Source organism: Segatella baroniae DSM 16972 = JCM 13447 (genome assembly GCF_000426585.1).
Taxonomy (GTDB): domain Bacteria; phylum Bacteroidota; class Bacteroidia; order Bacteroidales; family Bacteroidaceae; genus Prevotella; species Prevotella baroniae.
Genome location: NZ_AUFQ01000003.1, coordinates 62,372 through 85,333, shown reverse-complemented (window position 1 = coordinate 85,333; position 22,962 = coordinate 62,372). Strand labels below are relative to the sequence as shown.

Genomic DNA, 22,962 nt, shown 5'->3' with positions numbered 1-22,962 from the left:
CATAAGAAAGTTTATAAAATATAATTCCAATGGGAAGAGCATTTGAATATCGCAAAGCGACAAAAATGAAAAGATGGGGGCACATGGCCCGCACGTTTACGAAACTTGGCAAACAGATTGCCATAGCCGTGAAAGCCGGCGGCCCGGAACCTGAAAACAACCCTACATTGCGTGCGCTCATTGCCAACTGCAAGCGCGAGAACATGCCTAAAGACAACATTGAGCGTGCCATCAAGAATGCGATGGGGAAAGACCAAAGCGAATACAAAGAGGTTACTTATGAAGGCTATGGCCCTCATGGTGTGGCTGTTTTTGTCGACACCTTGACAGACAACACGACCCGCACCGTCGCCGATGTACGCTCCATCTTCAACAAGTTCAACGGCAACATGGGAACGACCGGCAGCCTTTCCTTCCTGTTCGCCCACAAGAGTGTGTTCACTTTCAAGAAGAAAGACGGCCTTGACATGGATGAGTTGATTCTCGACTTGATTGATTATGGCGTTGAAGATGAGTTTGACGAAGACGAGGAGTTGGGCGAAGTAACCATCTATGGCGACCCGAAGAGTTTTGGCGACATCCAAAAACATCTCGAAGCGGAAGGCTTTGAAGTGACGGGGGCCGAGTTTACCTACATCCCCAACGACTTGAAGGACGTCACGGCCGAAGATCGTGAAACGATTGACAAGATGGTGGAGAAACTTGAAGAGTTTGACGACGTTCAGACGGTGTACACCAACATGAAGCCGGAAGAGGCTGCGGAATAACCCCAATCGGTCTTTGGGATTTGAAATTATCACTGTCCGCTAATACTTTTTGGACAATATAAAAATTAGGGCTGTCTTCCTCTCTTGGAATTCAGCCCTTTCCGTTACTTTTGCTTGTGTCAAATATCAATCAGTAACTATGAATAAAGGTACACATTTTACCGGACAGCCAATATATGGACAATTGATAAATTTGCTCGATAAGCATGAAATTCTAAAATATAGCCGTAAAATGGTGGAGAACGCCATGTCAAACATTTCAATGCCTATCAGCACCTTGCCGTGATGCTCCATGCGGTTATAAGGCGATTTGACTATCTTCGTGAAATATGAGAGTGTAAAGTGGACTGTGTCAGGTCGGTTCATAGGAGCATAGCCATGGTGCACTGCGCACTACCGCCTTGGCGGTTGGTCTCTTTAGAGCAGGGTTGCGAGCAAAGCGAGCTACCCTGCCTGGCCAGTAACAGAGAAAACTAGGCCGAAGGTCTTGGCCTTTTTAAGTTTGTGGTAAATGTAGCTGGGTACGAAGGCTGAACCTCGGAATTGTCAATTGATTTTGAAGCATGAGGAGGCACGAGCTGCAAGGTCGATATGATGACCATGGCTGCGGGCGGCTGCCCCTTGATGGTGGGCGGGCAGGCTCGCATGACGGCCCCGAGGCTTTCCTGCGGGTGTTGAAGCCAGCGGCTTCACCTCTCCGTACCCCCGGTCATGCCGCAGGATGACCGGGGAGGTGTGCCGCTATCCATCTGTCGACCCTTCCAGGGTCGATTTCCGCTTGGTCTTCTATCCCCTGGTCACTCCGCTTCGCAGAGATGACCAGGGGTTACTGAGCGATGAAGCCTCTGGCTTCACTTCCTGAGTAGCCTGCGACAGGCATTTCTTTATACCTAATCGGTTCATGGAGACATGCTCATGGTGTATTGCACATGCAACCGCCTGCACTGTGCATGCAACCGCCTTGTCGGTTGGTCTTTTTACATTTGAACCATCGCTTTTTGCGGGAAAACTTATTTTCAATCAATACATATGTCCATCATATCGCCCTTGTAGCTCGTGCCTCCTTATGCTTTAAAGTCAATAGGCAATTCCGACGGTTCAACCTTCGTACCCAGCTACATTCACCACAAACGTAAAAAGACCAAGACCTTCGGCCTAGATGTCTCTGCCATGTGTCAGGCAGGGTAGCTCGCTTCGCTCGCACCCCTGCTCTAAAAGGACCAACCGCTACGCGGTTGTATGCGCAATGCACCATGACCATGTCCCCATAAGCTGGTTGGATATAAAGAAATGCCTGTCGCAGGTTGCGCAGGGAGTGAAGCCGGAGGCTTCATCGCTCAGTAACCCCTGGTCGTCTCTGCGAAGCGGAGTGACCAGGGGGATAAAAGACCGGACAGACATCGACCCTGGAAGGGTCGCCCAAAGACAGCTGTGATGACCGTGGACGTCCCCTCCAGGTAAAAGGGTGGCAATTGGTTGCTCAAAGGTTAGCTTTTGAAAGACAGAAGCAGCCCTTTCGCAAGGCAGCAGCAACCCTTTCGCAAGACAGAAGCAGCCCTTTCACAAGACAGAAGCAGCCTTTTCGCAAGACAGAAGCGACCCTTTCGCATGGCGAAAAGGCAGCTTTTAAAATCTCCCAACATGCTGCGATGGCGAGACAGGTGTGTCCTTTCAGCGCATAGGCATGCTTTTTGCTGCGAAACATGGTGTAATGAATTATAACCAGGAGGTTTGAATTATGGCATTTATCGACTATTATAAGATTTTGGGCGTCTCGAAAGACATTCCCCAAAAGGATATTAGAAACGCCTATCGGAAGCGGGCCAAGGAGTTTCATCCGGATTTGCATCCAAATGACCCGAAGGCGAAAGCGAAATTTCAGGCTTTGAACGAAGCTTATGATGTATTGTCTGATCCCGACAAGCGCAAAAAGTATGACCAATATGGCGCGCAGTGGCGTGAGGCTGACATGTTCAATGGCGGTCAGAGCGGCCGGAGTGGAAGCAGTTATGAGTGGAGTAGTGCAGGCGGATCACCGTTTGAAGGCTTCGACTTCTCTTCGTTCGGATCAGGAGGAGGCTTCTCCAGCTTCTTCCAAGACCTTTTTGGCAGCAGCACCAAGGCTGGTAGCCGCAGAACCAGGCAGGGATCCGGCGGTTCGGGCATGATGAACGCCAGCGTGAACATCGACCTGAAAACGGCATTGCTGGGTGGTGAGGTCGTCATTCAGCTGAATGATGGGCAAAAGGTGCGCTTGAAAGTAAAGCCGGAGACGCAGAACGGAACAAAAGTCCGTTTGCGGGGCAAGGGCTATGACCGAGGCGACGGCACCATGGGCGATCTGATCATCACGTACAACGTCACGCTGCCCACAGGATTGACGGAGTATCAGAAGAATTTAATCGGACAGGCATTGTCAATGCAACGACAATAGTTTTACAAGCGCGTGTTAAATAATCGTAAATAGACAATAAGTTGCGCGCGCCGCACTTGTGTTTCATCAATAATTTATATCTTTGCCTAATAAGTAACGATAGGATTAGCATGACGAATCGCCTTTTCTCAATCGCACTCTTGCTGCCGGTTTTGCTTGGCATGCCGGTTCGCTCGCTGGCGGGAACAGCCGGAGAGCCGCAAGAGCAATTGTGGCAACTCAAGATAGAGGTGTCGATTGAAGGTGGGACATTGCGCATCTTGAATGCGGCGGGGCAAAGGCTGTATATTTACAATGTGACGGGTGCCTTGGTGAAGACGCTGGTCGTGGACAGCGCGGACAAGCGTGTTGACTTGGCGTTGGATAGAGGTTGCTACATTGTAAAGGTCGGTACGTTTGCGCGTAAGATTTATTTAAGATAATCCTTGCATTTTGAAACCCAACTTCCTTTTGTTCCTTTTCATTTTTTCATCCCTCTTGTGCTCATGCGGCGGAGGCGTGAAGAACCCCAACGTGAGCTTGACGCTGGCTCCGTTTGTCGGATTCGGGAGGGCGGAGTATCGGATGGACAAGAAGGAAATCCAAGCGGAGCTTCTGAGACTGGCGCATGAAGATGTCGACTCGATGACGGCCGACTATCGTGTGCGCAGCTACTATCTTCGCGATGGCGCCTTTCTTTGGCTGGACCGGCTGGGGGTTGACCGGCGAGCCGATTCTGTGGCCAGCTATATAAAGGATGTAGACCAAATGGGGTTCGACAGGGACAAGTTTCGTTACGCACAGCTGCGGGAAGACCTTCGGCGGTTTCATGAACTTGACTTTGGAAAGGGACATACGATCAACCGAACGGCAGCCCGATTGGAATACAACCTTACGAAAGCATTCTTCAGATATGCAATCGGCCAGCGTTTCGGTTTCGTCAACCCACGCTACGTGCTGAACCGGCTGGACTTGGTCGACAACGATTCAACGAAGACAGCCTATCGGGTGCTGTATGAAGTACATACGGACAAGTTTGACAAGCGTTTTTACCAGCAGATGCTCGACAAGGTCAAGCACGACAGCGTGGTTCCATTTCTGAAAGAAATCCAACCTACCGGCCCGTTATATGCCCGTTTGAAAAGAGAACTGAACGCGCATCCACCCCGTTCGCAGGAGCGGATGCGAATACTTTGCAACATGGAACGCTGTCGATGGCGGCAAAACGACTATCCTGCCATGCACACGAAATACGTCATCGTGAATCTGCCATCCTTCCATCTTCAAGCCGTGGATGGCGACAGTGTGCTGAACATGCGTATAGGATGTGGGTCGAATGACACCAAAACGCCCTTGCTGACAAGTAGAATCAAGCGGATGGACGTCAATCCGCTATGGGTCTTGCCCCGATCCATCATAAGGAAAGACGTGTTGAAGCATGTGGGCAACGCCGATTATTTCCAATCCCGCAACTTCTTTGTCAAGGAACGGAAGAGCGGACGAGTGGTCGAGCCGACACATATAACTGCGGACATGCTGACGAGCAAGGATTATCTTCTGGCTCAGAAAGGAGGAGAGGGCAATTCGCTGGGGCGGATTGTGTTCAGATTCGACAACAACTTCTCTGTTTTCTTGCATGACACAAGTTCTAAAGGTGTGTTCAGACAGCAAGACCGAGACGTGTCGCATGGGTGCATCCGGGTGGAGAAGCCCTACGAACTGGCCGTTTTCATGCTGGAGGACAAGGACAAGCGGCTGACGGAAAAGCTGGCTTATTCGATGGGCGTGCAGAGGATAGAGCCGGATTTGAATTTGCCTGACGGAGAAAAAGACACCCTGCGGACAGACATGTTGCTGCGCAGTGTCGGTATCAAGCCGCAGGTACCTTTGTTTATAACCTATTTCACGATTTATCCAGATCAAAGCGGGCGGTTGAGACTATATCCCGACATCTATGGCTATGACCGGGTGATAAGTCGCCAGCTACGAAATTACTTTTGAAAACTGACGAGAGACAGATATTGAAGTTGCTCGGTGACGCGCAAACCTGCAGACAAGGCTTCTCGTTGCTGGTCGGACAATACAGCCAACCGCTGTATTGGAAGATTCGCCATGTCGTGTTGGAGCACGAGGATGCCAATGACATCTTGCAAAACACGTTCTTGAAGGCATGGAACAACTTGGACAAATTCGAAAACAGGTCCAGCCTGCTAACGTGGTTGTACCGCATTGCCTACAACGAGGCACTTGACTTTCTGCGCCGTCAGAAGAAGTTCTGCACGACAGGCGACACGGCGTCGGCCGTTGTCGACCGCCTCTTGGCCGACGAATACTTTGACGGCGACGAGACACAGGCCCAGCTTCAGGCGGCTGTCACCGGTCTGCCTGAAGTGCAGCGCACGGTTTTCACGATGCGTTACTTCGATGAAATGAAATATTCGCAAATCAGCGAGATTCTTGGCACCAGCGAAGGGGCCCTGAAAGCCAGCTATCATCTTGCCGTGAAGAAAATCGTAGATTATTTCCATTCGTTGGATTAAACCTTGGCACAATGGTGGCGTCCTAATATAAAAGCGTAGAAACTATGGAACGAGAAGAAAACAAAATCCTAAAACAGTTTGGACGTAAAGATTGTTTTAAGGTTCCGGAAGGCTATTTTGAGCACCTGTCGGAAGAAGTCTTGTCCCAACTGCCCGAAAAAACTGCACACACGGTAGTCGTGAAGCCAGTTTTGAAACCTTCCCACCGATGGCTGAAGGCTGCCATGTTCGTCGGCGTGATTTCCCTCTCGTCGGTGTTGGGAGTGCATTACCTGTCCTCTGGCTCGTCAAACGGAACTGTCAACGACAACTGTCCCCCAAATACAGCGTATTCAACGATTGACGAAATTGCAGATTACACCATGATGGACAACGATGGGATTTACGCGTCGCTCATGGACAACAACTGACGTATGCACTATATGAAAACGATAACATTGATATTAGTCGGGGCCCTGATGTCCTTGCATGTCTGGGCGGAAGACCCGAGCGGAGGCAAGCCGAAATTCGATCCGGAAAAGTTTCAGGCTGCCTTGGAACAGTTTATCACTTCGGAAGCGGAACTGACCAATGATGAAGCTGCCAAATTCTTTCCGGTTTATAGGATGATGATGAAACAGCAGCGTGCCTATTTTGAACAGATACGTCGGTATCGTCATACCAATCCGGCGGACGAAAGGGCCTGTCGTGATGCCATCGTCAAGAGCGACCTACTCGACATTCAGATAAAAAGGACCCAACAATCTTATCATCAGAAGTTTCTGAAGATATTGCCGGCAGGGAAAGTTTTTCGCATATTGAAGGCGGAAGAACGTTTCCATCGGCGTGAGTTCAAAAAAGCATTTGACAAGAAATAGTCTTTCAGAACGGAACATAATGAATATGTGGCGTTATGCAATCGCATTTGGTTTTGACGGGACAGCGTATCACGGCTGGCAGATTCAGCCAAATGGCATGTCGGTGCAGCAGAAGTTGCAGGAGGCATTGGGACTTGTACTGCGGAAAGACATTCTTGTCGTAGGTGCGGGAAGGACGGACGCAGGAGTTCATGCCCGCAAGATGACCGCCCATTTCGACCTTGACGAGGAGATTGCGTGCGAGCAATTGGCCTATCGGCTGAACAGGGTGCTGCCCAAAGACATCGCTGTGTATGATGTCAAGCAAGTAGACGAGGATTTTCATGCACGTTTTTCCGCCGTCAAACGGACTTACCATTATTATATACATTTACGAAAAGATCCTTTTCGCCGCCATTATTCCTACGAATTACATGCTTGCCCCGACTTCAAACTAATGAACACTGCCGCTGCTTATCTTCTTGAAGCAAGGGATTTTGCCGCATTCTGCAAAAGTAAAAGTGACGCCAAGACGACGATTTGCCGAGTAATGGCTGCACGTTGGATTCAAGAGACCGAGCATTGTTGGTTTTTTGAAATAGCCGCCGACCGTTTTTTGCGCAATATGGTGAGGGCTGTCGTGGGCACGCTCTTGGATGTCGGCAGGCATCGGATAACCTTGGAAGAGTTCCGCAAGATTGTGGCCTCGGGCAGTCGGTCGGCAGCCGGCGAAAGCGTACCGGGAAACGCGCTGTTCTTGGAGGATGTAGAATATTAGTATGTGGTTGATACTGGCTTTCTTGTCAGCAGCCTTGTTGGGCTGTTATGATTCCTGCAAGAAGACGGCTCTTCGTGACAATGCGGTCATCCCCGTTCTATTTCTGAATACGGTTGTCTGTTCTTTGATATTCTTGCCCTTCATCATTCTTTCCGGCTGTACGCACATATTGGACGGAAACATGTTTTTTGTGCCCCAAGTGGGTTGGGATGTTCACAAATACATTATTTTAAAAAGCATAATCGTTCTCTCCAGCTGGGTGTTCGGCTATTTTGCCATGAAGCATCTGCCGTTGACCATCGTGGGACCGGTCAACGCCACGCGCCCCGTGCTTGTCTTGGTCGGCGCCATGCTCGTGTATGGCGAGCGTTTAAATGCCTGGCAAGCGGCAGGCGTCATTCTGGCAATCGTTTCCTTGGCAATGTTGAAGCGAAGTGGCAGGAAGGAAGGTATTGATTTCCAACACAACCGCTGGGTCTATTTCCTGCTGGCAGCCGCCATCCTGGGCGCGGCAAGTGGGTTGTATGACAAATTTCTGATGGCCGGGAAAGCGTCTGGCGGATTGGGGCTTGACCGCATGGCCGTTCAGAGTTGGTACAATCTTTATCAAATGCTCTTCATGGGCGCAGCCTTCACACTGTTGTGGTGGCATGGGAGAAATCAGGAAACGCGTTTCCGCTGGAAATGGGCCGTTTTGTTTATCTCCGTGTTTCTGAGCGCGGCCGATTTCCTGTATTATTACGCCTTGAGCTTGCCTGGGGCGATGGTTTCGATTATCTCGATGGTAAGGCGAGGAAGTGTGATTGTGAGTTTTCTCTTCGGAGCCTTCCTCTTCCATGAGAGCAATTTGAAATCAAAAATGCTGGACTTGGCATTGGTCTTGTTGGGAATGGTATTTCTTTATATCGGCTCGTGTGGGTAGAACGGGCTGTAACGCGTGAAATTATTGAAATCATTTCTTTTGCAATTAGACATATTTCTTGTAACTTTGCGAAAGAAATCGTAAGAGAAGCAATATGGCACATAACATTTTTAAAGGTCTTGGAGTTGCATTGATTACGCCTTTTACCATAGACGGCGAAGTGGATTACAAGGCTTTGGCTCGGTTAGTGGAATACCAAGTGTCCAATGGTGCCAACTTTTTATGTATATTGGCAACAACAGGCGAAACCCCTTGTTTGACCCGTGAAGAGAAGGATAAGATTACCGAGGTCGTCAAACAGGTGAATGCCGGTCGTGTCAGAATCCTGAAATATTGTGGCGGCAACAATACGGCGGCCGTTGTCGACGAGATCCGTCGCTCGGATTGGAGCGGTATAGACGGCATTCTCAGCATCTGTCCATATTACAACAAGCCATCTCAAGAAGGACTTTACCAACATTTCAAGGCGATAGCAGAGGCGAGTCCTCTGCCTGTCGTGCTTTACAATGTGCCGGGAAGGACGGGCGTGAACATGAAGTCCTCGACCACAGTTAGGCTGGCACGTGACTTCGACAAGATAGTTGCCATCAAGGAAGCGAGCGGCAGTTTGGAGCAAGTCGATGAAATCATCAAGATGAAGCCCGACCGTTTTGATGTCATAAGCGGTGATGACGCATTGACGTTCTCCATGGTCGCAAGTGGCGCCGCCGGTGTAATCTCGGTGATAGGCAACGCTTTGCCCAAGGAGTTTTCAAGAATGATACGCCTGGAGTTCAGAGGCGAGTATGAACCTGCACGGAAAATACACCATACGTTCACAGAACTTTACAGCCTGTTGTTTGTCGATGGAAATCCGGCCGGCGTCAAGGCCTTGCTGAACGATATGGGAATGATTGAAAACGTATTGCGGTTGCCTCTGGTTCCTACAACCATCAAGACGAAGCAGAAAATGGCCGAGATTATCAAGGACTTGCGGATTTAGCTGTTGTCGGCTTTCACTTTTTATTTGCAAAGGCTATGGTCGAAGAGCGAAAAGTCATTCATGAAATCACGCCACTTATGCACAAGGATGTGCTCTACATCGCTGACAGGCATAAGAAAGAGTTTACGTATCCCATTCATAGCCACGAAGTGTATGAGTTGAATTTTGTAGAACACGCCGCAGGTGTGAGGCGTATTGTCGGGGATTCATCCGAATTCATCGGAGATTATGATTTGGTTCTCATAACAAGTGCCGACTTGGAACATGTATGGGAACAAGGCAATTGCCAGAGTGAAGACATTCGTGAGATTACCGTCCAGTTTGATTTCAACATGACGGACGACAACTTCTTTGGCCGCAACCCTTTCCAGGGAATGCGAAAAATGATGACCGCAGCCAAGAAGGGACTTTGCTTTTCGCTGCAAGACGTGCTAAGGGTGTATAACAAATTGGACACGCTCAGCGGAGTGAAGGATGGTTTTTATGCTGTGAGCCAATTCATGTCGATTCTTTATGAACTTTCAAAAAGCAAGGATGCACGCACATTGGCGTCGAGCAGCTTTGCAAAAGTCGTGATAGAGGACGACAGCAGGCGGGTGCTGAAAGTAAAGAACTACATTAGCGAAAACTATATGCGGGAAATCCGCTTGGCGACGTTGGCGGACATGGCGGGCATGAGTTCGAGTGCTTTCAGCCGTTTCTTCAAGCTTCACACGGGCAGAAGTCTCTCTGATTACATCATAGACATACGCTTGGGCTATGCGTCAAGAATGCTGGTGGACACAATGAAGTCGGTTTCTGAAATCAGTTTCGACTGTGGGTTCAACAACCTCAGCAACTTCAACCGCATCTTTAAGAAGAAGAAAGGCTGCTCACCCACAGAGTTCAGGGAGAACTATCACAAGACGAGGGTGATTGTGTGATTTGTCTTAGCCGGCTTTAGGGTGTTGACTGTTGACATGGTGATGTCTACACTCTCATTCCTCGGACAAATAGGCGGTCGACGGACTTATTTCGCCGGCAATCGATTCGTTCATCAATCTCCGAATGATGTTGACATCGTCGTATCTTGCATATAGATACATCAGTTTTGTCGTGGCAGCCTCCACCGTACTGTCGTAACCCGATATGACTCCCGCATCCTTCAGCTGAAAGCCCGTATTGTATCTTCCCATCTCAACCCGTCCGGCGACGCATTGGCTGATGTTGACCACACACACGCCGCGCTCGGTCGCCTCACGCAGCAAATGAATGAGCCATGGTTGTTGTGGAGCATTTCCGCTGCCATAGCTTCTCAATATGATTCCCTTCAATTCCGGGGCGTCAATCAGGTGGTGGACGACATTTTCCTGTATGCCTGGGAACAAAGAGAACACGATGATATTGGGATTCAAGTCGACATGTGGTATCATCGGTTTGGAGAAATCCGGTTTGAGAATATGGTGGAAATGGAAGGTAAAATTGATTCCAGCCTCACATAGATGAGGATAATTGAACGTGTCGAAGGCGTTGAACTCGTCGGCATTTTGCTTGGTGGCACGATTCCCACGAAGCACCTTCCCACTGAAATAAATGCAAACCTCGGGGATGAGCGCCCTTCCTTTGTCGTCGGTGAGCGAAGCCAGTTCGATACTGGTGACCAGATTTTCCTTGCCATCAGTTCGCAGCTGGCCGATGGGAAGCTGGCTGCCCGTAAGGATCACCGGTTTTGTTAGATTCTCAAGCATGAAAGAAAGGGCAGAAGCTGTATAAGCCATGGTGTCCGTACCATGAAGAATGACGAAGCCGGTGTATACCTGATAATTTTCATTGATAATCCGAACAAGTTTGGCCCAGGTGGCGGTGTCGATGTCGCTGGAATCGATGGGCTGTTCAAATTGATATATGTCGATGGAAGCTTTGATGTATTTCATTTCGGGAACGTTGTCGCGCAGATGGTTGAAATCCAAGGGCTCCAAAGCACCCGTAGCAGGGTTGCGTCCCATTCCAATCGTTCCACCGGTATAGATTAATAAAACTTTGTTTTCTGCCTGTGTCATATAAGCTGCATCTTATTTTAAATGTCTTGCAAATTTATATTAAATTCCATTTAGTTCCAAATATTACCCGTTTTAAGATTCTATTTACTATATTCGGCACTCTTGGAATTAGAATAAATTAATACAAACTCCGCTTTAAAGCACACAAAAAGCATAGTTATTTGTTTTTTTTAGCTTTTCTTTTGGTTCATGTTATATTATTTACTATTTTTGCATTTGGAAAGTAATTAGTCTGTCAAAGGTTATTGAAAAATTCAGTCTTCATATTCTTGTACATTCTCTTCGTTTGTATATGTTGCGACTTCAACATGAAGTCGCTGGGCGGGCAAGAGGAAAGGGTGGTCAAAGTAGAACGCTATGACCGCCTGGAGAGCCGTTATTTGACAACCGGAGACTTCTCTGCTTTGCAGCAGATGAACACTGAATACCCCATAGAAACTCGTACACTTGTAGAGAATGTGTTGAAAATCGGCGCTGTTTACGAGCCGGATATCAACAATCGCTTTCTTAGTTTTTTTCAGGACACCGCCTTGCAGGTGTTGATTTCAGACGCAGAGGCACAATACGCAGACATGGAGGATGTCAATGCGGCTTTTGATGCGGCTTTCAAACGGCTGAAAGAATTGCTCCCCGATATGCCTTTGCCGGAGATTTACACCCAGATTGGCGCGTTGAACCAGAGCGTACTCATTGGAGACAAGCTCATAGGAATCTCTTTGGACAAGTATTTAGGCGAAGATTATCCTTTGTATAAGAAGTATTATAGTGTACAACAGAGGAGAAGCATGGCGCGGGAATACATCGTTCCGGATTGTATTAGTTTCTATCTCCTCAGCTTGTATCCCTTGGACAGTCCAGACGCGAGAACACAACGTGAGCATGATTTGCACATGGGGAAAATGATGTGGGCGACCAACGTGGCCATGCACAAGAAAGTCTTCAAGACCCCATTCGTGAAATCAGTGGAGAAATACATGTCCTCCCATCCCGGAACGACTGTCAAAGCCCTGTTGGAAGGAAAGAATTACCAAGATTTCAAATAGGATTCTGCGTTTGTCGCCACTTGCTTCCCTGCCGAATGCCGTGACGGCGAAGATGGTTGGTGAGCAAATTGGTAAATTCAAAGTTCTTCAAGCCCCAGCGGGGGGCAACGAGAAGCTCCTTGGGCGACTCGCTCACAAACCTGTCGATGACGATGTCGTCACGCAGTCGGGCGATGTATTCAGCGACAATCTCTATATATTCCTCGACCGTGAAAACATGAAAAGGCTGTCGCGCGAACTCTTTGGCCAATTGTGTGCCCCTGATGATTTGCATTTGGTGAATCTTAAGGATGTCGATGGGAAGCGACGACAGGACATCGGCTTGTCTTAAAATCATTTCTCTGTCTTCTCCAGGAAGCCCCAATATCATGTGGACGCCCGTCGTCAGTCCTCGCTGATGGCTTCGTCGAATGGCCTCCGCGCTGCATTCAAAGGTGTGTCCTCGGTGTATGTGCCGCAAGGTTGCGTCATGGATGGACTCCACGCCATATTCTATAATGACCAGCCGTGACTTGTTGACCTCGGCCAGATAATCGAGAAGTTCGTCGGCGACACAATCGGGGCGGGTGCCTATCACCAATCCCACGATGTCTTCTTGGCCCAACGCTTCCTCGTACAGTTGCTTCAACCGGTCTGTCGGGGCATAGGTGTTTGTAAAAGATTGGAAATAGGCCAGGAATTTCATGTTCGAATACTTGCGTTGGAAAAAGTCTTTGCCTTTTTCTATCTGGCTTGAAATGCTGGAGTCTCGGTCAGTGTAGGCCGGACTGAAAGTCCTGTTGTCACAGAACGTGCAGCCTCCGGTCCCGATTCGGCCATCTCTATTGGGACATGAAAAGCCAGCGTCGATTGATATTTTCTGTATTTTGAATGGGTATTGGCCGTTTATCCAGTGTCCAAAGTCGTTGTAAATCATCTTATGAAACAGATTTTGTCATTATTCCTTTGCAAAAGTATCAATTTTCCCTTATCTTTGCTATACAATATATAACAATTAATTAGATGATTAAATGAAAAGATTCGCCTTTTTGTATGCTGCGCTTTTCTGCGTAGCGCTTCGTATGGTGGCTTATGAGAAATTGACGATAGCCGATGTCACGTCGGGAAAGTTCGCGGCTCGAACGATCAGCAACATCCGTCCCATAGCCGGAACCGACCAATATGCCTGCATCAGTGATGACCAAAAGCGAATAGAGCTTTATTCCTTTAAAACGGGCAAATTGTCGAACGTCTTGTTTGACGCAAGCCATACGCTTGGCGAATCCATTTCACGGGTGGAGGGCTACATACCATCTCCCGATGGCTCTCGTCTTTTGGTGCAGACGCAAACCAAGAGGATTTATCGTCGCTCCTTCAAGGCCGAGTACTATCTCTACACCATCAGGAGCCGAAAGTTGGAACGCTTGTCGACCAACGGCTCGCAACAGGCTCCTGTATGGTCGCCTGACGGTCGGCAAGTGGCATTCGTGCGGGCCAACAACATCTATCTGGTGAAGTTGTTGTATGACAATGCCGAGTCGCAGGTTACGAAGGATGGCAAGATCAACGGAATCATCAACGGACTTCCCGATTGGGTGAATGAGGAAGAGTTTTCTACAAAGTCCTCGCTCACGTTCAATGCCGACGGAACGATGATTTGTTGGATTAAATATGACGAGAGCAATGTGAAGGAATATTCTTTACAGATGTTTGAAGGTTCTCACCCGACGCGGTCTGAATACAGCACCTACCCGGGCCTGTACACCTACAAGTATCCCAAAGCCGGCGAAGTCAATGCGAAAGTCTCGGCATGGGCATACGACATCCAGTCGCACAAGACAAATCGGCTTCAGGTGCCACTGGACGAAGACGGCTACATGCCCCGCATCAAGTCGACGAAAGACCCGGCCAAAATCATCGTGTTTACGATGAATCGCCATCAGGATGTCTTGAATCTATATGCCGTCAATCCACGCACAACCCTGTCGCAACTGCTGATAAAGGAAAAAGCGGACAAATATGTGAAGGAGGAGTCCATGGAACAAGTTCAAATCGGAGCAGGCAGCATCTTGCTGCCAAGCGACCGTGACGGCTACATGCACTTGTATGAATACACCATGAATGGTACGTTGAAACGCAAGATAGGCAATGGCGACTTTGACATTACGGAGGTCTATGGCTTTGACGAGAAGACGGGAGACGTTTATTATCAGGCTGCTTCCATCAACAGCCATGACAGGCAGGTCTTCGTTGCCCACAAGAATGGCAAAGAAGAGCGAATCACCGGCAAGGAGGGATGGAACGATGCGGTGTTTTCCGGTGACTTCCAATACTTTATAAACATGTGGAGCGATTATGCCACGCCCTACCAGTACGAAGTCGTGACCAATACCGGCAAGAAAGTCCTGACCCTTGAACAGAACGCGGCGTTGAGGCAACTGGCCAAGGAATATGGCTTTGCCGCGCGCGAACCCTTTTCATTCGTCACAACCGATGGAACGAAGCTGGACGGTTGGATGGTAAAGCCCTTGGACTTCGACGCTTCCAAGCGTTATCCGGTCATCATGTACCAGTATAGCGGCCCAGGTTCGCAGCAGGTGAAAAACAGCTGGTCGGCAGGCAGCATGGGGCAGGGGGGAGCCTTCGACTCCTATCTGGCGCAACAGGGCTTCATCGTCGTGTGTGTCGATGGCAGAGGAACGGGCGGCCGCGGCTCCGCTTTTGAGAAATGCACCTATCTGCATTTGGGGGCATTGGAATCCAAAGACCAGGTGGAAACGGCCTTGTGGCTTGGCCGACAGCCCTATGTAGATGGCTCGCGCATGGGTATATGGGGATGGAGCTTTGGAGGGTTCAACACGCTGATGAGCATGAGCGACGGACAGGCCGTGTTTAAAGCTGGTGTGGCTGTAGCTCCTCCGACCAACTGGCGGTTCTATGACTCTGTCTACACCGAGCGATACATGCGTACACCCAAAGAAAATCCCGAGGGATATGGCGACAATCCCATCAGCCGCGCGGCACACTTGTCGGGCGCCTTGCTGCTCTGTCATGGCGTGGCGGACGACAATGTCCACCCGCAGAACACGTTTGAATATGCCGAAGCACTCGTACAGGCCGACAAGGATTTCAAGGAAATCTACTATACGAACCGCAACCACAGCATTTATGGTGGAAACACGAGAAAACATCTGTTGCGCCAGATAAGCAATTTCTTTATCAGCAACCTGAAATAGCCTGTAATCAAATGCTAACGGCAAGGCTACTTTTGGGTAACAGGTCAATTTTTATGCCATAACAAAGTACACCCTACACGCAGAAAGCCCCATTTGACCGTACAACAGCATGACTTTCAGCTTGTGAAAGCGCAGCTTTTACAAGCTGAAAGCAGGCTTCTTGGCGTGTAAAAGCTCAACGACAAGCCGACAACCGCCATCCTCTTGCCGACAGGCCGCCGCATTCCCAATTCCCGCATCTGCCGTTCCTGCCGGCGGTCGAGGCTCATGAAGGCGCAACATGGAGTGCAAGGATTTCCATTCAGGGCGAGCGTTTGGAGTCTGCTTGGCGATTTACAGCCCTGAAAAACAAGAGAGGGAGCAGAAATTGCCCCCTCTCTACGTTGTCGCTATTGTCAAACTTCCAGTCCGACGCAATGCCATGTTGCAAGCATGAACGTCATTTGCGCTTGTTCTTTTGGCCTTTCCTCGCTTTTTTGACAGGCGTCGTCACGTCTTGACTTTCATCGTTTTCGAAAGGAATGGCCCTGAATTGGAAGTTCTCATCCGTCAGATATTTGACAATGTAACTTTGTCTCTTGTTGGAAGTGTATCTTCTCTTCAGATTGATGTATTTTTTCTCGATGTCCTTGCGATTCGTTGAGAACACCGTGACGCAAGTAGGCGCATCCATCCCGTTGTCCCTCAAGTGGTCCCGCAACTGATAAGAGTAGTTTTCGCGGCTGTATAGGAACTTGGTTTTCGTGTTAATCCACACGGAGTCCACCTCCTGTATGTTTGTGAAATACACGATGGAATCATTAAAAGACGATGCAAAGCCAAACAAATATCCTTTGGTTGCAATATTCTTGGCCGTTGCTGCAAAGCAGCTGCAAAGCAAAAGTGCTGTTAGATATAATCCTTTTAGTTTCATAATCATAATCATTCAATGCGTGTCTATCGTCCGAGATAAGACCTCAGCATTTTATTTTGCGTATTGTGACGAAGACGTCGGATTGCCTTTTCCTTTATTTGTCGAACCCGTTCTCGTGTCAAGTCATATTTGTCGCCTATCTCCTCCAGTGTCATTTCGGGCATTCCTATGCCAAAGAAAGCTTCGATGACATTCCTCTCCCTCTCGTTCAGGTGGTTCAGGGCTCGTCCGATTTCCTCGCGAAGCGATTCTTTCACCAGCTCTGTGTCGGCCGACGGCGCATCCGTGTTTGGTAGAATGTCGAGCAATCCGTTCTCTTCGCCTTCGGCAAATGGCGCATCGACAGAGATATGCCTTCCGTTGACCTTCAAAGCCTCTTCGATCTTCTCCTCAGACAAGTCTATGCTGTCGGCAATCTCTTCGATGTTGGGACGTCGTTCGTTTTCCTGTTCAAACTTACTGAGTATGCGATTGATTTTATTCACCGACCCCACTTGGTTGAGGGGCAATCTTACGATTCGACTTTGTTCGGCGATTGCTTGCAGAATGCTTTGCCTGATCCACCATACCGCGTATGAAATGAACTTGAAGCCCCTTGTTTCATCAAACTTTTCCGCCGCTTTGATCAGTCCAACATTGCCTTCGTTGATCAAATCCGGAAGGCTGAGTCCCTGATTCTGATACTGTTTGGCCACTGAAACCACAAATCTGAGATTGGCCTTGGTCAGTTTTTCCAGCGCCTTGCGGTCGCCCTTCCTGATCCTTTGTGCCAATTCAATCTCCTCTTCTACAGTAATCAGCTCTTCGCGACCGATTTCCTGTAGATACTTGTCAAGAGATGCGCTCTCTCGATTCGTGATAGATTTCGTGATTTTCAGTTGTCTCATTAAGTGTTAATTTTGCATGCGTGGTTGCAAATGTAAGGTTTTATTTTATTTTCTGCAAATTTTCGATAGCGATTTACTTGTTTATAAACAAAAGGTTGCATATTTTTGCTTTCCGCAAACAATATGCAACCCGATGTTTTCGTTGGATTCTGAACCGCTATTCGCCTACTTTCACTACCTTATAGTCTTGTTTTCCTGTAGGCCACATGCCCTTGATGATAAGGACGGGGTCTTTGCTCGTCGACGCAACCTTCACTGCTTCCTGCAGGTCGGCTATCGTCTTGATGGGCTTGTCGTTGGCATATAGAATCACAAAACCGGTTCCAATGCCTCCATCTTTGATGGCGCCCTTTTCCACTTTCGTGACCTCCAAGCCGAAAGTAATGTCAAGTTGCTCTTTGATATCCTTGCCCACCGGCTTGAAGCTGGCACCGAGGATGTCCAAATCGGCCGTCTTTACAACCTTGGTGTTGCCTTGGGCATTTTTCAAAGTGACCGTCTTCGACTTCTTTTCCTTGTTGTGCAGGAAGGTGATTGTCACCTTGTCTCCCGGCCGTTTCTTCGACAAGTATTCTTGAAGCTCGGAAATCTTGGTGATATTCTTCTCATCCACCTTGGTGATGACGTCGCCTTTCTGTACACCCGCACTGGCGGCTGCGCTTCCTTCTTCGACGGAGCCTACATAAACGCCTTCATTCGTACCCAGGTCTACACGCTTGTTGTTTTCCTTTTCGTTGTTGATGTAGTCCAGAACGTCACCGCCCTTGATACCGAGAACCGCTCTCTGTACGGTGCCGTACTCCTTCAGGTCTGCCACAACCTTGTTCATGATTGTCGTGGGGATGGCGAAGCCGTAGCCACTGTAAGACCCTGTCTGTGAGTAGAGCATGGTGTTGATACCCACAAGTTCACCCTTGGTGTTGACAAGCGCACCGCCGGAGTTTCCCGGGTTGATGGCAGCGTCTGTCTGTATGAAACTTGCCACGCTCGGACCTTCGGCACTGCCGCTCAGCGAGCGGGCTTTGGCACTTACGATACCTGCGGTCACCGTGGAACTCAGGTTGTAGGGATTGCCGACCGCGAGCACCCATTCGCCCACTTTCAGCTTTTCGCTGTCACCGATGGGAAGCGTCGGGAGGTTCTTTCCGTTGATTTTTATCAGCGCCAGGTCCGTAGTGGGATCTGTTCCGATAATCTTGGCAGAAAATTCCTTGTTGTCGTTCAGCGTCACGGTCAACTCGTCAGCACCGTTCACGACGTGGTTGTTGGTCACGATGTAGCCGTCCTGGCTGATGATGACGCCACTGCCGGTCGCTTCTCTTTTCGGCGTCTGCACCCGTTGCTTCCGTGTGCCGCCGTTTCCTTGATTCGGATTGCCGAAGAATCCAAACGGACCGAAGAAATCTTCGAACGGATCGCTTTGAACATCCACCGTCTGAATCTTCGAGTTCTGAACATATTTGATATGAACGACGGCCGGGAGTGCCTTGTCGGCCGCATAGGTGAGGTCTACAGGCTGTCCCATTGCCGACGATTCGGTATTCTTTGCCGCATTCACTTTCATGAAACTCCCGGCAGAAAAGGCCAATGCGGTGACACACATGGCCGTCAAAATCAAATTAGAATGCTTTTTCATACGCTTGTTTATCTAATGTTATTCTTTATCTGTGTTGTGTCCTTATTGTAAACCAACGCCGATTGAATTGTTAAATACGAATCAATAGGCGTTTTGTTTGGTTGCAAATATAAAATCATTAAGTTGAAAACAAAGCAATCTGCGTTAATATTTATCCCATTTTAACGAACATGTTAACGTCATTAACGGCTATTAATCTCGGCGTGGTTTATTTTCACAATTATTTCATGGCCAGTTCTTGTGCCAGGAATTTAGCCGTGTAGCCTACGTTTGTTTGGGCCATCTCTTCGGGCGTCCCCTCGAAAAGGATGGTGCCGCCATTCCTTCCTCCCTCCAGGCCGATGTCGATGATATGGTCTGCCAGCTTGATTACGTCGAGGTTATGTTCGATGATGATGACGGTATTGCCTCTGTTTACCAACGTTTGAAGTACATCCATCAAGATTCTGATGTCTTCAAAGTGCAGACCGGTTGTCGGCTCATCCAGGATGTATAGTGTTTTCCCTGTGTCGCGCTTTGACAGTTCCGTCGCCAGTTTCACGCGCTGGCTCTCGCCCCCCGACAGGGTCGTGGAACTTTGCCCCAGCTTTATATAGCCGAGTCCTACATCCTGTAGGGTCTTTATCTTGTTCAGGATGTTGGGCACATTCTCAAAGAAGTCGACGGCTTGGTTGATGGTCATGTCCAGCACATCGGCAATGCTTTTACCCTTATATCTCACTTCAAGCGTCTCACGGTTGTAGCGTTTTCCATGACATACTTCGCAGGGAACGAGGACATTGGGGAGGAAATTCATCTCAATGCTTCGGTAACCGTTGCCCCCGCACGCCTCACATCGGCCGCCTTTAACGTTGAATGAGAACCGTCCGGGCTTGTACCCCCTTATCTTTGCTTCGGGGAGGTTGACGAACAGCGACCTGATATCGCTGAAAACACCCGTATAGGTGGCGGGATTGCTGCGTGGCGTCCTGCCGATGGGACTTTGGTCTACATTGACTATCTTGTCAATATTGTCCATCCCCTCGATGGCCCCGTATGGCATGGGCTTTTTCAAAGAGCGATAGAAGTGCTGTGACAGAATGGGTTGCAAGGTTTCGTTAATCAAAGTCGACTTGCCCGACCCCGAAACGCCTGTGACGACAATCAACTCGCCTAAAGGAAATTCCGCGTCGATATGCTTCAGGTTGTTCCCGCTGGCATTCAAGATTCTGATTGCCTTCCCATTGCCTTTCCTTCGCCGCTCTGGAATCTTGATTTCCTGCTCTCCGTTCAGGAATTGCGCCGTTATGGTATGCGTCTTCAGCATGTCCTGCGGCGTGCCTTGGAAGACGACCTGACCTCCCTTGCGACCTGCTTTGGGGCCAATGTCGATAATCCAGTCGGCAGCCAGCATCATGTCCTTGTCGTGTTCGACGACGATAACGGTATTTCCCAAGTCCCTCAATTCTTTCAGGGAGTTGATCAGACGTTCGTTGTCCCGCTGGTGCAGGCCGATACTCGGCTCGTCCAATATGTATAGGACATTCACCAGTTGGCTGCCGATTTGCGTGGCCAGCCTGATGCGCTGGCTTTCGCCGCCTGATAGAGAGGCACTCGGCCGGTTCAGGCTCAGGTAGTTCAGGCCCACGTCGAGCAGGAAACTGATTCGGGTACTGATTTCTTTCAGAATCTCTTCCGCAATAGTCTTCTGTTGTGGCTCCATGTGTTCTTTCACATGGTCTGTCCACTCCTTCAAGTCCAGGATGTCCATATTGGCGACTTCCGCAATGTTCCTGTCCCATATCCTGTATGACAAGGCTTCTCTGTTGAGTCGTTGGGTGTGGCATTCCGGACACTCCGCCACAGCCAGAAACTGGTCGGCCCACTTCTGTCCGGCAGCCGTGTCGTCATTGTCGATCACATTCTTTATGTATTTGACGATTCCGTCGAAAGTCACGAAATAGTCGGTGGAGGTGTGGACGAGTTCCTTGTCAATCTTCACATTCTCCAAGCTGCCATACAATACTTCGTCCATGGCTTCCTTGGAAATGTCCTTGATGGGCGTCTTGAGGGAGAAGCCATGCTTCTTCAAGATGGCGTCTATCTGCCAGAATATCATCTGGTTCTTGTATTTCCCGAGCGGTGTGATTCCGCCTTCATGGATGTTGGCCATGTCGTTGGGTATGACCTTTTTCATGTCTATCTCATTGACATACCCCAGACCCTTGCAATGCGGACAAGCCCCTTCGGGCGAGTTGAAAGAGAAAATGTTGGGTGCGGGAGCTTTGTATGAGATTCCCGAAGTGAGACACATCAGTCTTTTGGAAAAGTATTTGCCGACGTTCGTCTCCTTGTCGAGTATCATGATGAGTCCATCGCCCTGCTTCATGGCCGTCTCCACGCTCTTCCTCAACCGCTCGGCTATCTGCTTCGACTGCTTGTCGTCCAGCGTGCCGGGCTCCGGAGCCTTGAGCTTGTCGATGACCACCTCTATATTATGGTTCTTGTAACGGTCGGTCTTCATGCCACGGGTGATTTCCAGTATCTCTTCATCCACGCGCATGTACAGATATCCCTTTCGTCGCATGCTCTCGAAAAGCTCCCGATAGTGGCCTTTGCGGTTGCGAACGAGCGGAGCCAGAATGTAGATGGCTTTGCCGGCATAGGCTTCGAATATCATTTCGATGACCTTTTCCTCCGTGTATTTGACCATCTTTTCGCCGGTTGCATAGCTGTATGCCGTTCCTGCACGTGCGTATAGCAGGCGCAGATAGTCATAAATCTCCGTCGTCGTTCCCACGGTGGAACGCGGGTTTTTGTTGGTCGTCTTCTGTTCTATGCTGATGACCGGGCTCAGGCCGGTGATTTTGTCGACGTCCGGGCGCTCCATGTTGCCCAGAAAGTTGCGGGCATAGGCCGAAAACGTCTCTATATACCTGCGTTGTCCTTCCGCGAAAATCGTGTCGAAAGCCAGCGACGACTTTCCCGAACCGGACAGGCCGGTGATGACGGTCAGCGAACCACGTGGTATCTCTACATCAATGTTCTTTAAATTGTGGACTCTCGCGCCCAAGACTTCTATCTTATTCATTGTTGCTTCCTTCTTCGTATCCTCTCAATAAGTTGACGTCTGTCTTTATGTCAAACACCCTGCCATCCGCCCCCTTGGCCTTCACGAGACAGAAATAGACGCCCTGTTTCACGTCTTTGCCATGGCTTTTGCCGTCCCAGCCCTTTGCCGGGTCGTCCCACTCGAACAGTTTCTGTCCCCAGCGGTTGAATATCGCAGCGTGGAAATCCACGATACTTTGATAACCGGCTTTGGCCTTGTATATGTCATTCACGCCGTCTCCGTTGGGCGAGAAGGCGTTGGGCATTTCCAGCTTGCTCTCATAAACATTGATGACGATGGGGGAGAGGTCTTCCTCTGTAAACCTTATGGTGTCTTTGTCATGGACAAACATGGCGTGGAGTTGTATGTAGTGCGCTCCCGACGAGTTGATGCCGAGCGTCGTCTCTTCCTCATATCGCCGCAAAAAAGGGTTCCGCCTGTCTTCTCCCCGATAGAACCGCCACTCGTAAAAAGCGTCCCAACCATTGTTGTCCGCGGGGTTCGCCTTGAAGCGACAAGTCAGCGGTGCCGACCCCGTATAGGTCGTTTGGTCGGTCAACGGGTCTTTGTCGGGAATGCTGATGTCCACTGTCGGGCTGACACTCGGCACCGTCTGGGCCTGACAAATGAACAGCTGCAACAAGAGAATGGCAAAAACGAATGCTTTTTTCATTGTAGTCGTCACTTTGTTTGAAGTAAGCAAAGGTACAGAAAAACGCCGTAACAAGCGCACGAATATGGAAAGTTTAACGGAATAAGGCGCAAACCGCCAATCCGTTTGACATGGTTTGGGCCAAGGCGCGGCCGTTTTGTATGGATATTCGTATGGACAATTGTCATGAAAGAGCTGAAAAACCATGACATTATTTATTCTTATCCGATTATTTTACTACTTTTGCA

Annotated in this window: 20 protein-coding genes and 1 pseudogene; 14 read left to right on the top strand and 7 right to left on the bottom strand. The window is 49.2% G+C overall.

The genetic code is table 11. The features are described 5' to 3' along the window. Positions 1–29 precede the first annotated feature (29 nt). From K334_RS0103425 to K334_RS0103370, 12 genes and pseudogenes are all read left to right on the top strand, one after another. Entirely contained in the window at positions 30–767 is a 738-nt protein-coding gene (locus K334_RS0103425) for a YebC/PmpR family DNA-binding transcriptional regulator (RefSeq protein ID WP_025880824.1), read from the top strand. Between the two features lie 279 nt (positions 768–1,046). Then, positions 1,047–1,100: pseudogene (locus K334_RS15450) on the top strand (hypothetical protein); the annotation flags it as partial. 1,405 nt (positions 1,101–2,505) lie between these two features. Next, positions 2,506–3,201: a J domain-containing protein gene (locus K334_RS0103415; protein ID WP_027444518.1), complete on the top strand. Its 696-nt coding sequence runs from the start codon at positions 2,506–2,508 to the stop codon at positions 3,199–3,201. A gap of 110 nt (positions 3,202–3,311) precedes the next feature. After that, positions 3,312–3,623, top strand: a complete 312-nt coding sequence (locus tag K334_RS0103410) for a T9SS type A sorting domain-containing protein (RefSeq protein ID WP_021589484.1) — start codon at positions 3,312–3,314, stop codon at positions 3,621–3,623. A 76-nt stretch (positions 3,624–3,699) separates the two neighbouring features. After that, positions 3,700–5,181 (top strand): L,D-transpeptidase family protein, encoded by a 1,482-nt coding sequence (locus K334_RS0103405; protein WP_025880825.1) that lies wholly within the window; start codon positions 3,700–3,702, stop codon positions 5,179–5,181. Beyond that, positions 5,178–5,720: an RNA polymerase sigma factor gene (locus K334_RS0103400; RefSeq protein WP_025880826.1), complete on the top strand. Its 543-nt coding sequence runs from the start codon at positions 5,178–5,180 to the stop codon at positions 5,718–5,720. Before K334_RS0103405 ends, K334_RS0103400 begins: the two co-directional genes overlap by 4 nt. A 44-nt stretch (positions 5,721–5,764) precedes the next feature. Beyond that, on the top strand, positions 5,765–6,130 hold the full coding sequence (locus tag K334_RS14170) for a hypothetical protein (protein WP_025880827.1): 366 nt from the start codon (positions 5,765–5,767) through the stop codon (positions 6,128–6,130). Positions 6,131–6,133: 3 nt separating this feature from the next. Further along, positions 6,134–6,577 (top strand): hypothetical protein, encoded by a 444-nt coding sequence (locus tag K334_RS0103390; RefSeq protein WP_238318960.1) that lies wholly within the window; start codon positions 6,134–6,136, stop codon positions 6,575–6,577. A gap of 25 nt (positions 6,578–6,602) precedes the next feature. Then, entirely contained in the window at positions 6,603–7,334 is a 732-nt protein-coding gene (gene truA / locus K334_RS0103385) for a tRNA pseudouridine(38-40) synthase TruA (RefSeq protein ID WP_025880829.1), read from the top strand. Position 7,335: 1 nt separating this feature from the next. Beyond that, entirely contained in the window at positions 7,336–8,256 is a 921-nt protein-coding gene (locus tag K334_RS0103380; RefSeq protein ID WP_027444516.1) for a DMT family transporter, read from the top strand. Positions 8,257–8,350: 94 nt separating this feature from the next. Next, positions 8,351–9,238: a 4-hydroxy-tetrahydrodipicolinate synthase gene (gene dapA, locus K334_RS0103375; RefSeq protein ID WP_025880830.1), complete on the top strand. Its 888-nt coding sequence runs from the start codon at positions 8,351–8,353 to the stop codon at positions 9,236–9,238. 35 nt (positions 9,239–9,273) lie between these two features. Further along, positions 9,274–10,161: an AraC family transcriptional regulator gene (locus tag K334_RS0103370; RefSeq protein WP_025880831.1), complete on the top strand. Its 888-nt coding sequence runs from the start codon at positions 9,274–9,276 to the stop codon at positions 10,159–10,161. Positions 10,162–10,215: 54 nt separating this feature from the next. On the opposite strand, the gene K334_RS0103365 is transcribed toward K334_RS0103370, so the two are convergent. Then, positions 10,216–11,277 carry an asparaginase gene (locus tag K334_RS0103365; protein WP_025880832.1) on the bottom strand — a complete coding sequence of 354 codons (1,062 nt, stop codon included), beginning with the start codon at positions 11,275–11,277 and terminating at the stop codon, positions 10,216–10,218. 245 nt (positions 11,278–11,522) lie between these two features. On the opposite strand from K334_RS0103365, the gene K334_RS0103360 reads away from it, so the two are divergent. Beyond that, the gene (locus tag K334_RS0103360) at positions 11,523–12,320 is read left to right on the top strand and encodes a gliding motility protein GldB-related protein (RefSeq protein ID WP_025881144.1); all 798 of its coding nucleotides are present in this window, start codon (positions 11,523–11,525) and stop codon (positions 12,318–12,320) included. Here the strand turns inward: K334_RS0103360 and K334_RS0103355 are convergent. Further along, complete coding sequence (locus K334_RS0103355; RefSeq protein WP_025881145.1) at positions 12,313–13,236, bottom strand: tRNA modification radical SAM protein MnmL/YtqA; 924 nt, start codon at positions 13,234–13,236, stop codon at positions 12,313–12,315. The two genes, K334_RS0103360 and K334_RS0103355, sit on opposite strands and share 8 nt — an antisense overlap. A 94-nt stretch (positions 13,237–13,330) precedes the next feature. Here K334_RS0103355 and K334_RS0103350 point away from each other — a divergent pair, with 94 nt between their 5' ends. Continuing rightward, positions 13,331–15,535 (top strand): S9 family peptidase, encoded by a 2,205-nt coding sequence (locus tag K334_RS0103350; protein WP_025881146.1) that lies wholly within the window; start codon positions 13,331–13,333, stop codon positions 15,533–15,535. A gap of 439 nt (positions 15,536–15,974) precedes the next feature. On the opposite strand, the gene K334_RS13430 is transcribed toward K334_RS0103350, so the two are convergent. The 5 genes from K334_RS13430 to K334_RS0103325 form a co-directional block, all read right to left on the bottom strand. Next, entirely contained in the window at positions 15,975–16,325 is a 351-nt protein-coding gene (locus K334_RS13430) for a hypothetical protein (RefSeq protein WP_238319000.1), read from the bottom strand. Between the two features lie 146 nt (positions 16,326–16,471). Then, a complete protein-coding gene (locus K334_RS0103340; protein WP_021589444.1) occupies positions 16,472–17,335 on the bottom strand; it encodes a sigma-70 family RNA polymerase sigma factor in 864 nt (287 codons plus the stop codon). A gap of 157 nt (positions 17,336–17,492) precedes the next feature. Beyond that, positions 17,493–18,971, bottom strand: a complete 1,479-nt coding sequence (locus K334_RS0103335) for a Do family serine endopeptidase (protein WP_021589493.1) — start codon at positions 18,969–18,971, stop codon at positions 17,493–17,495. Positions 18,972–19,191: 220 nt separating this feature from the next. Next, a complete protein-coding gene (gene uvrA / locus K334_RS0103330; RefSeq protein WP_027444512.1) occupies positions 19,192–22,041 on the bottom strand; it encodes an excinuclease ABC subunit UvrA in 2,850 nt (949 codons plus the stop codon). Then, positions 22,034–22,735 (bottom strand): T9SS type B sorting domain-containing protein, encoded by a 702-nt coding sequence (locus K334_RS0103325; protein WP_027444511.1) that lies wholly within the window; start codon positions 22,733–22,735, stop codon positions 22,034–22,036. Before K334_RS0103325 ends, uvrA begins: the two co-directional genes overlap by 8 nt. Positions 22,736–22,962 lie beyond the last annotated feature (227 nt).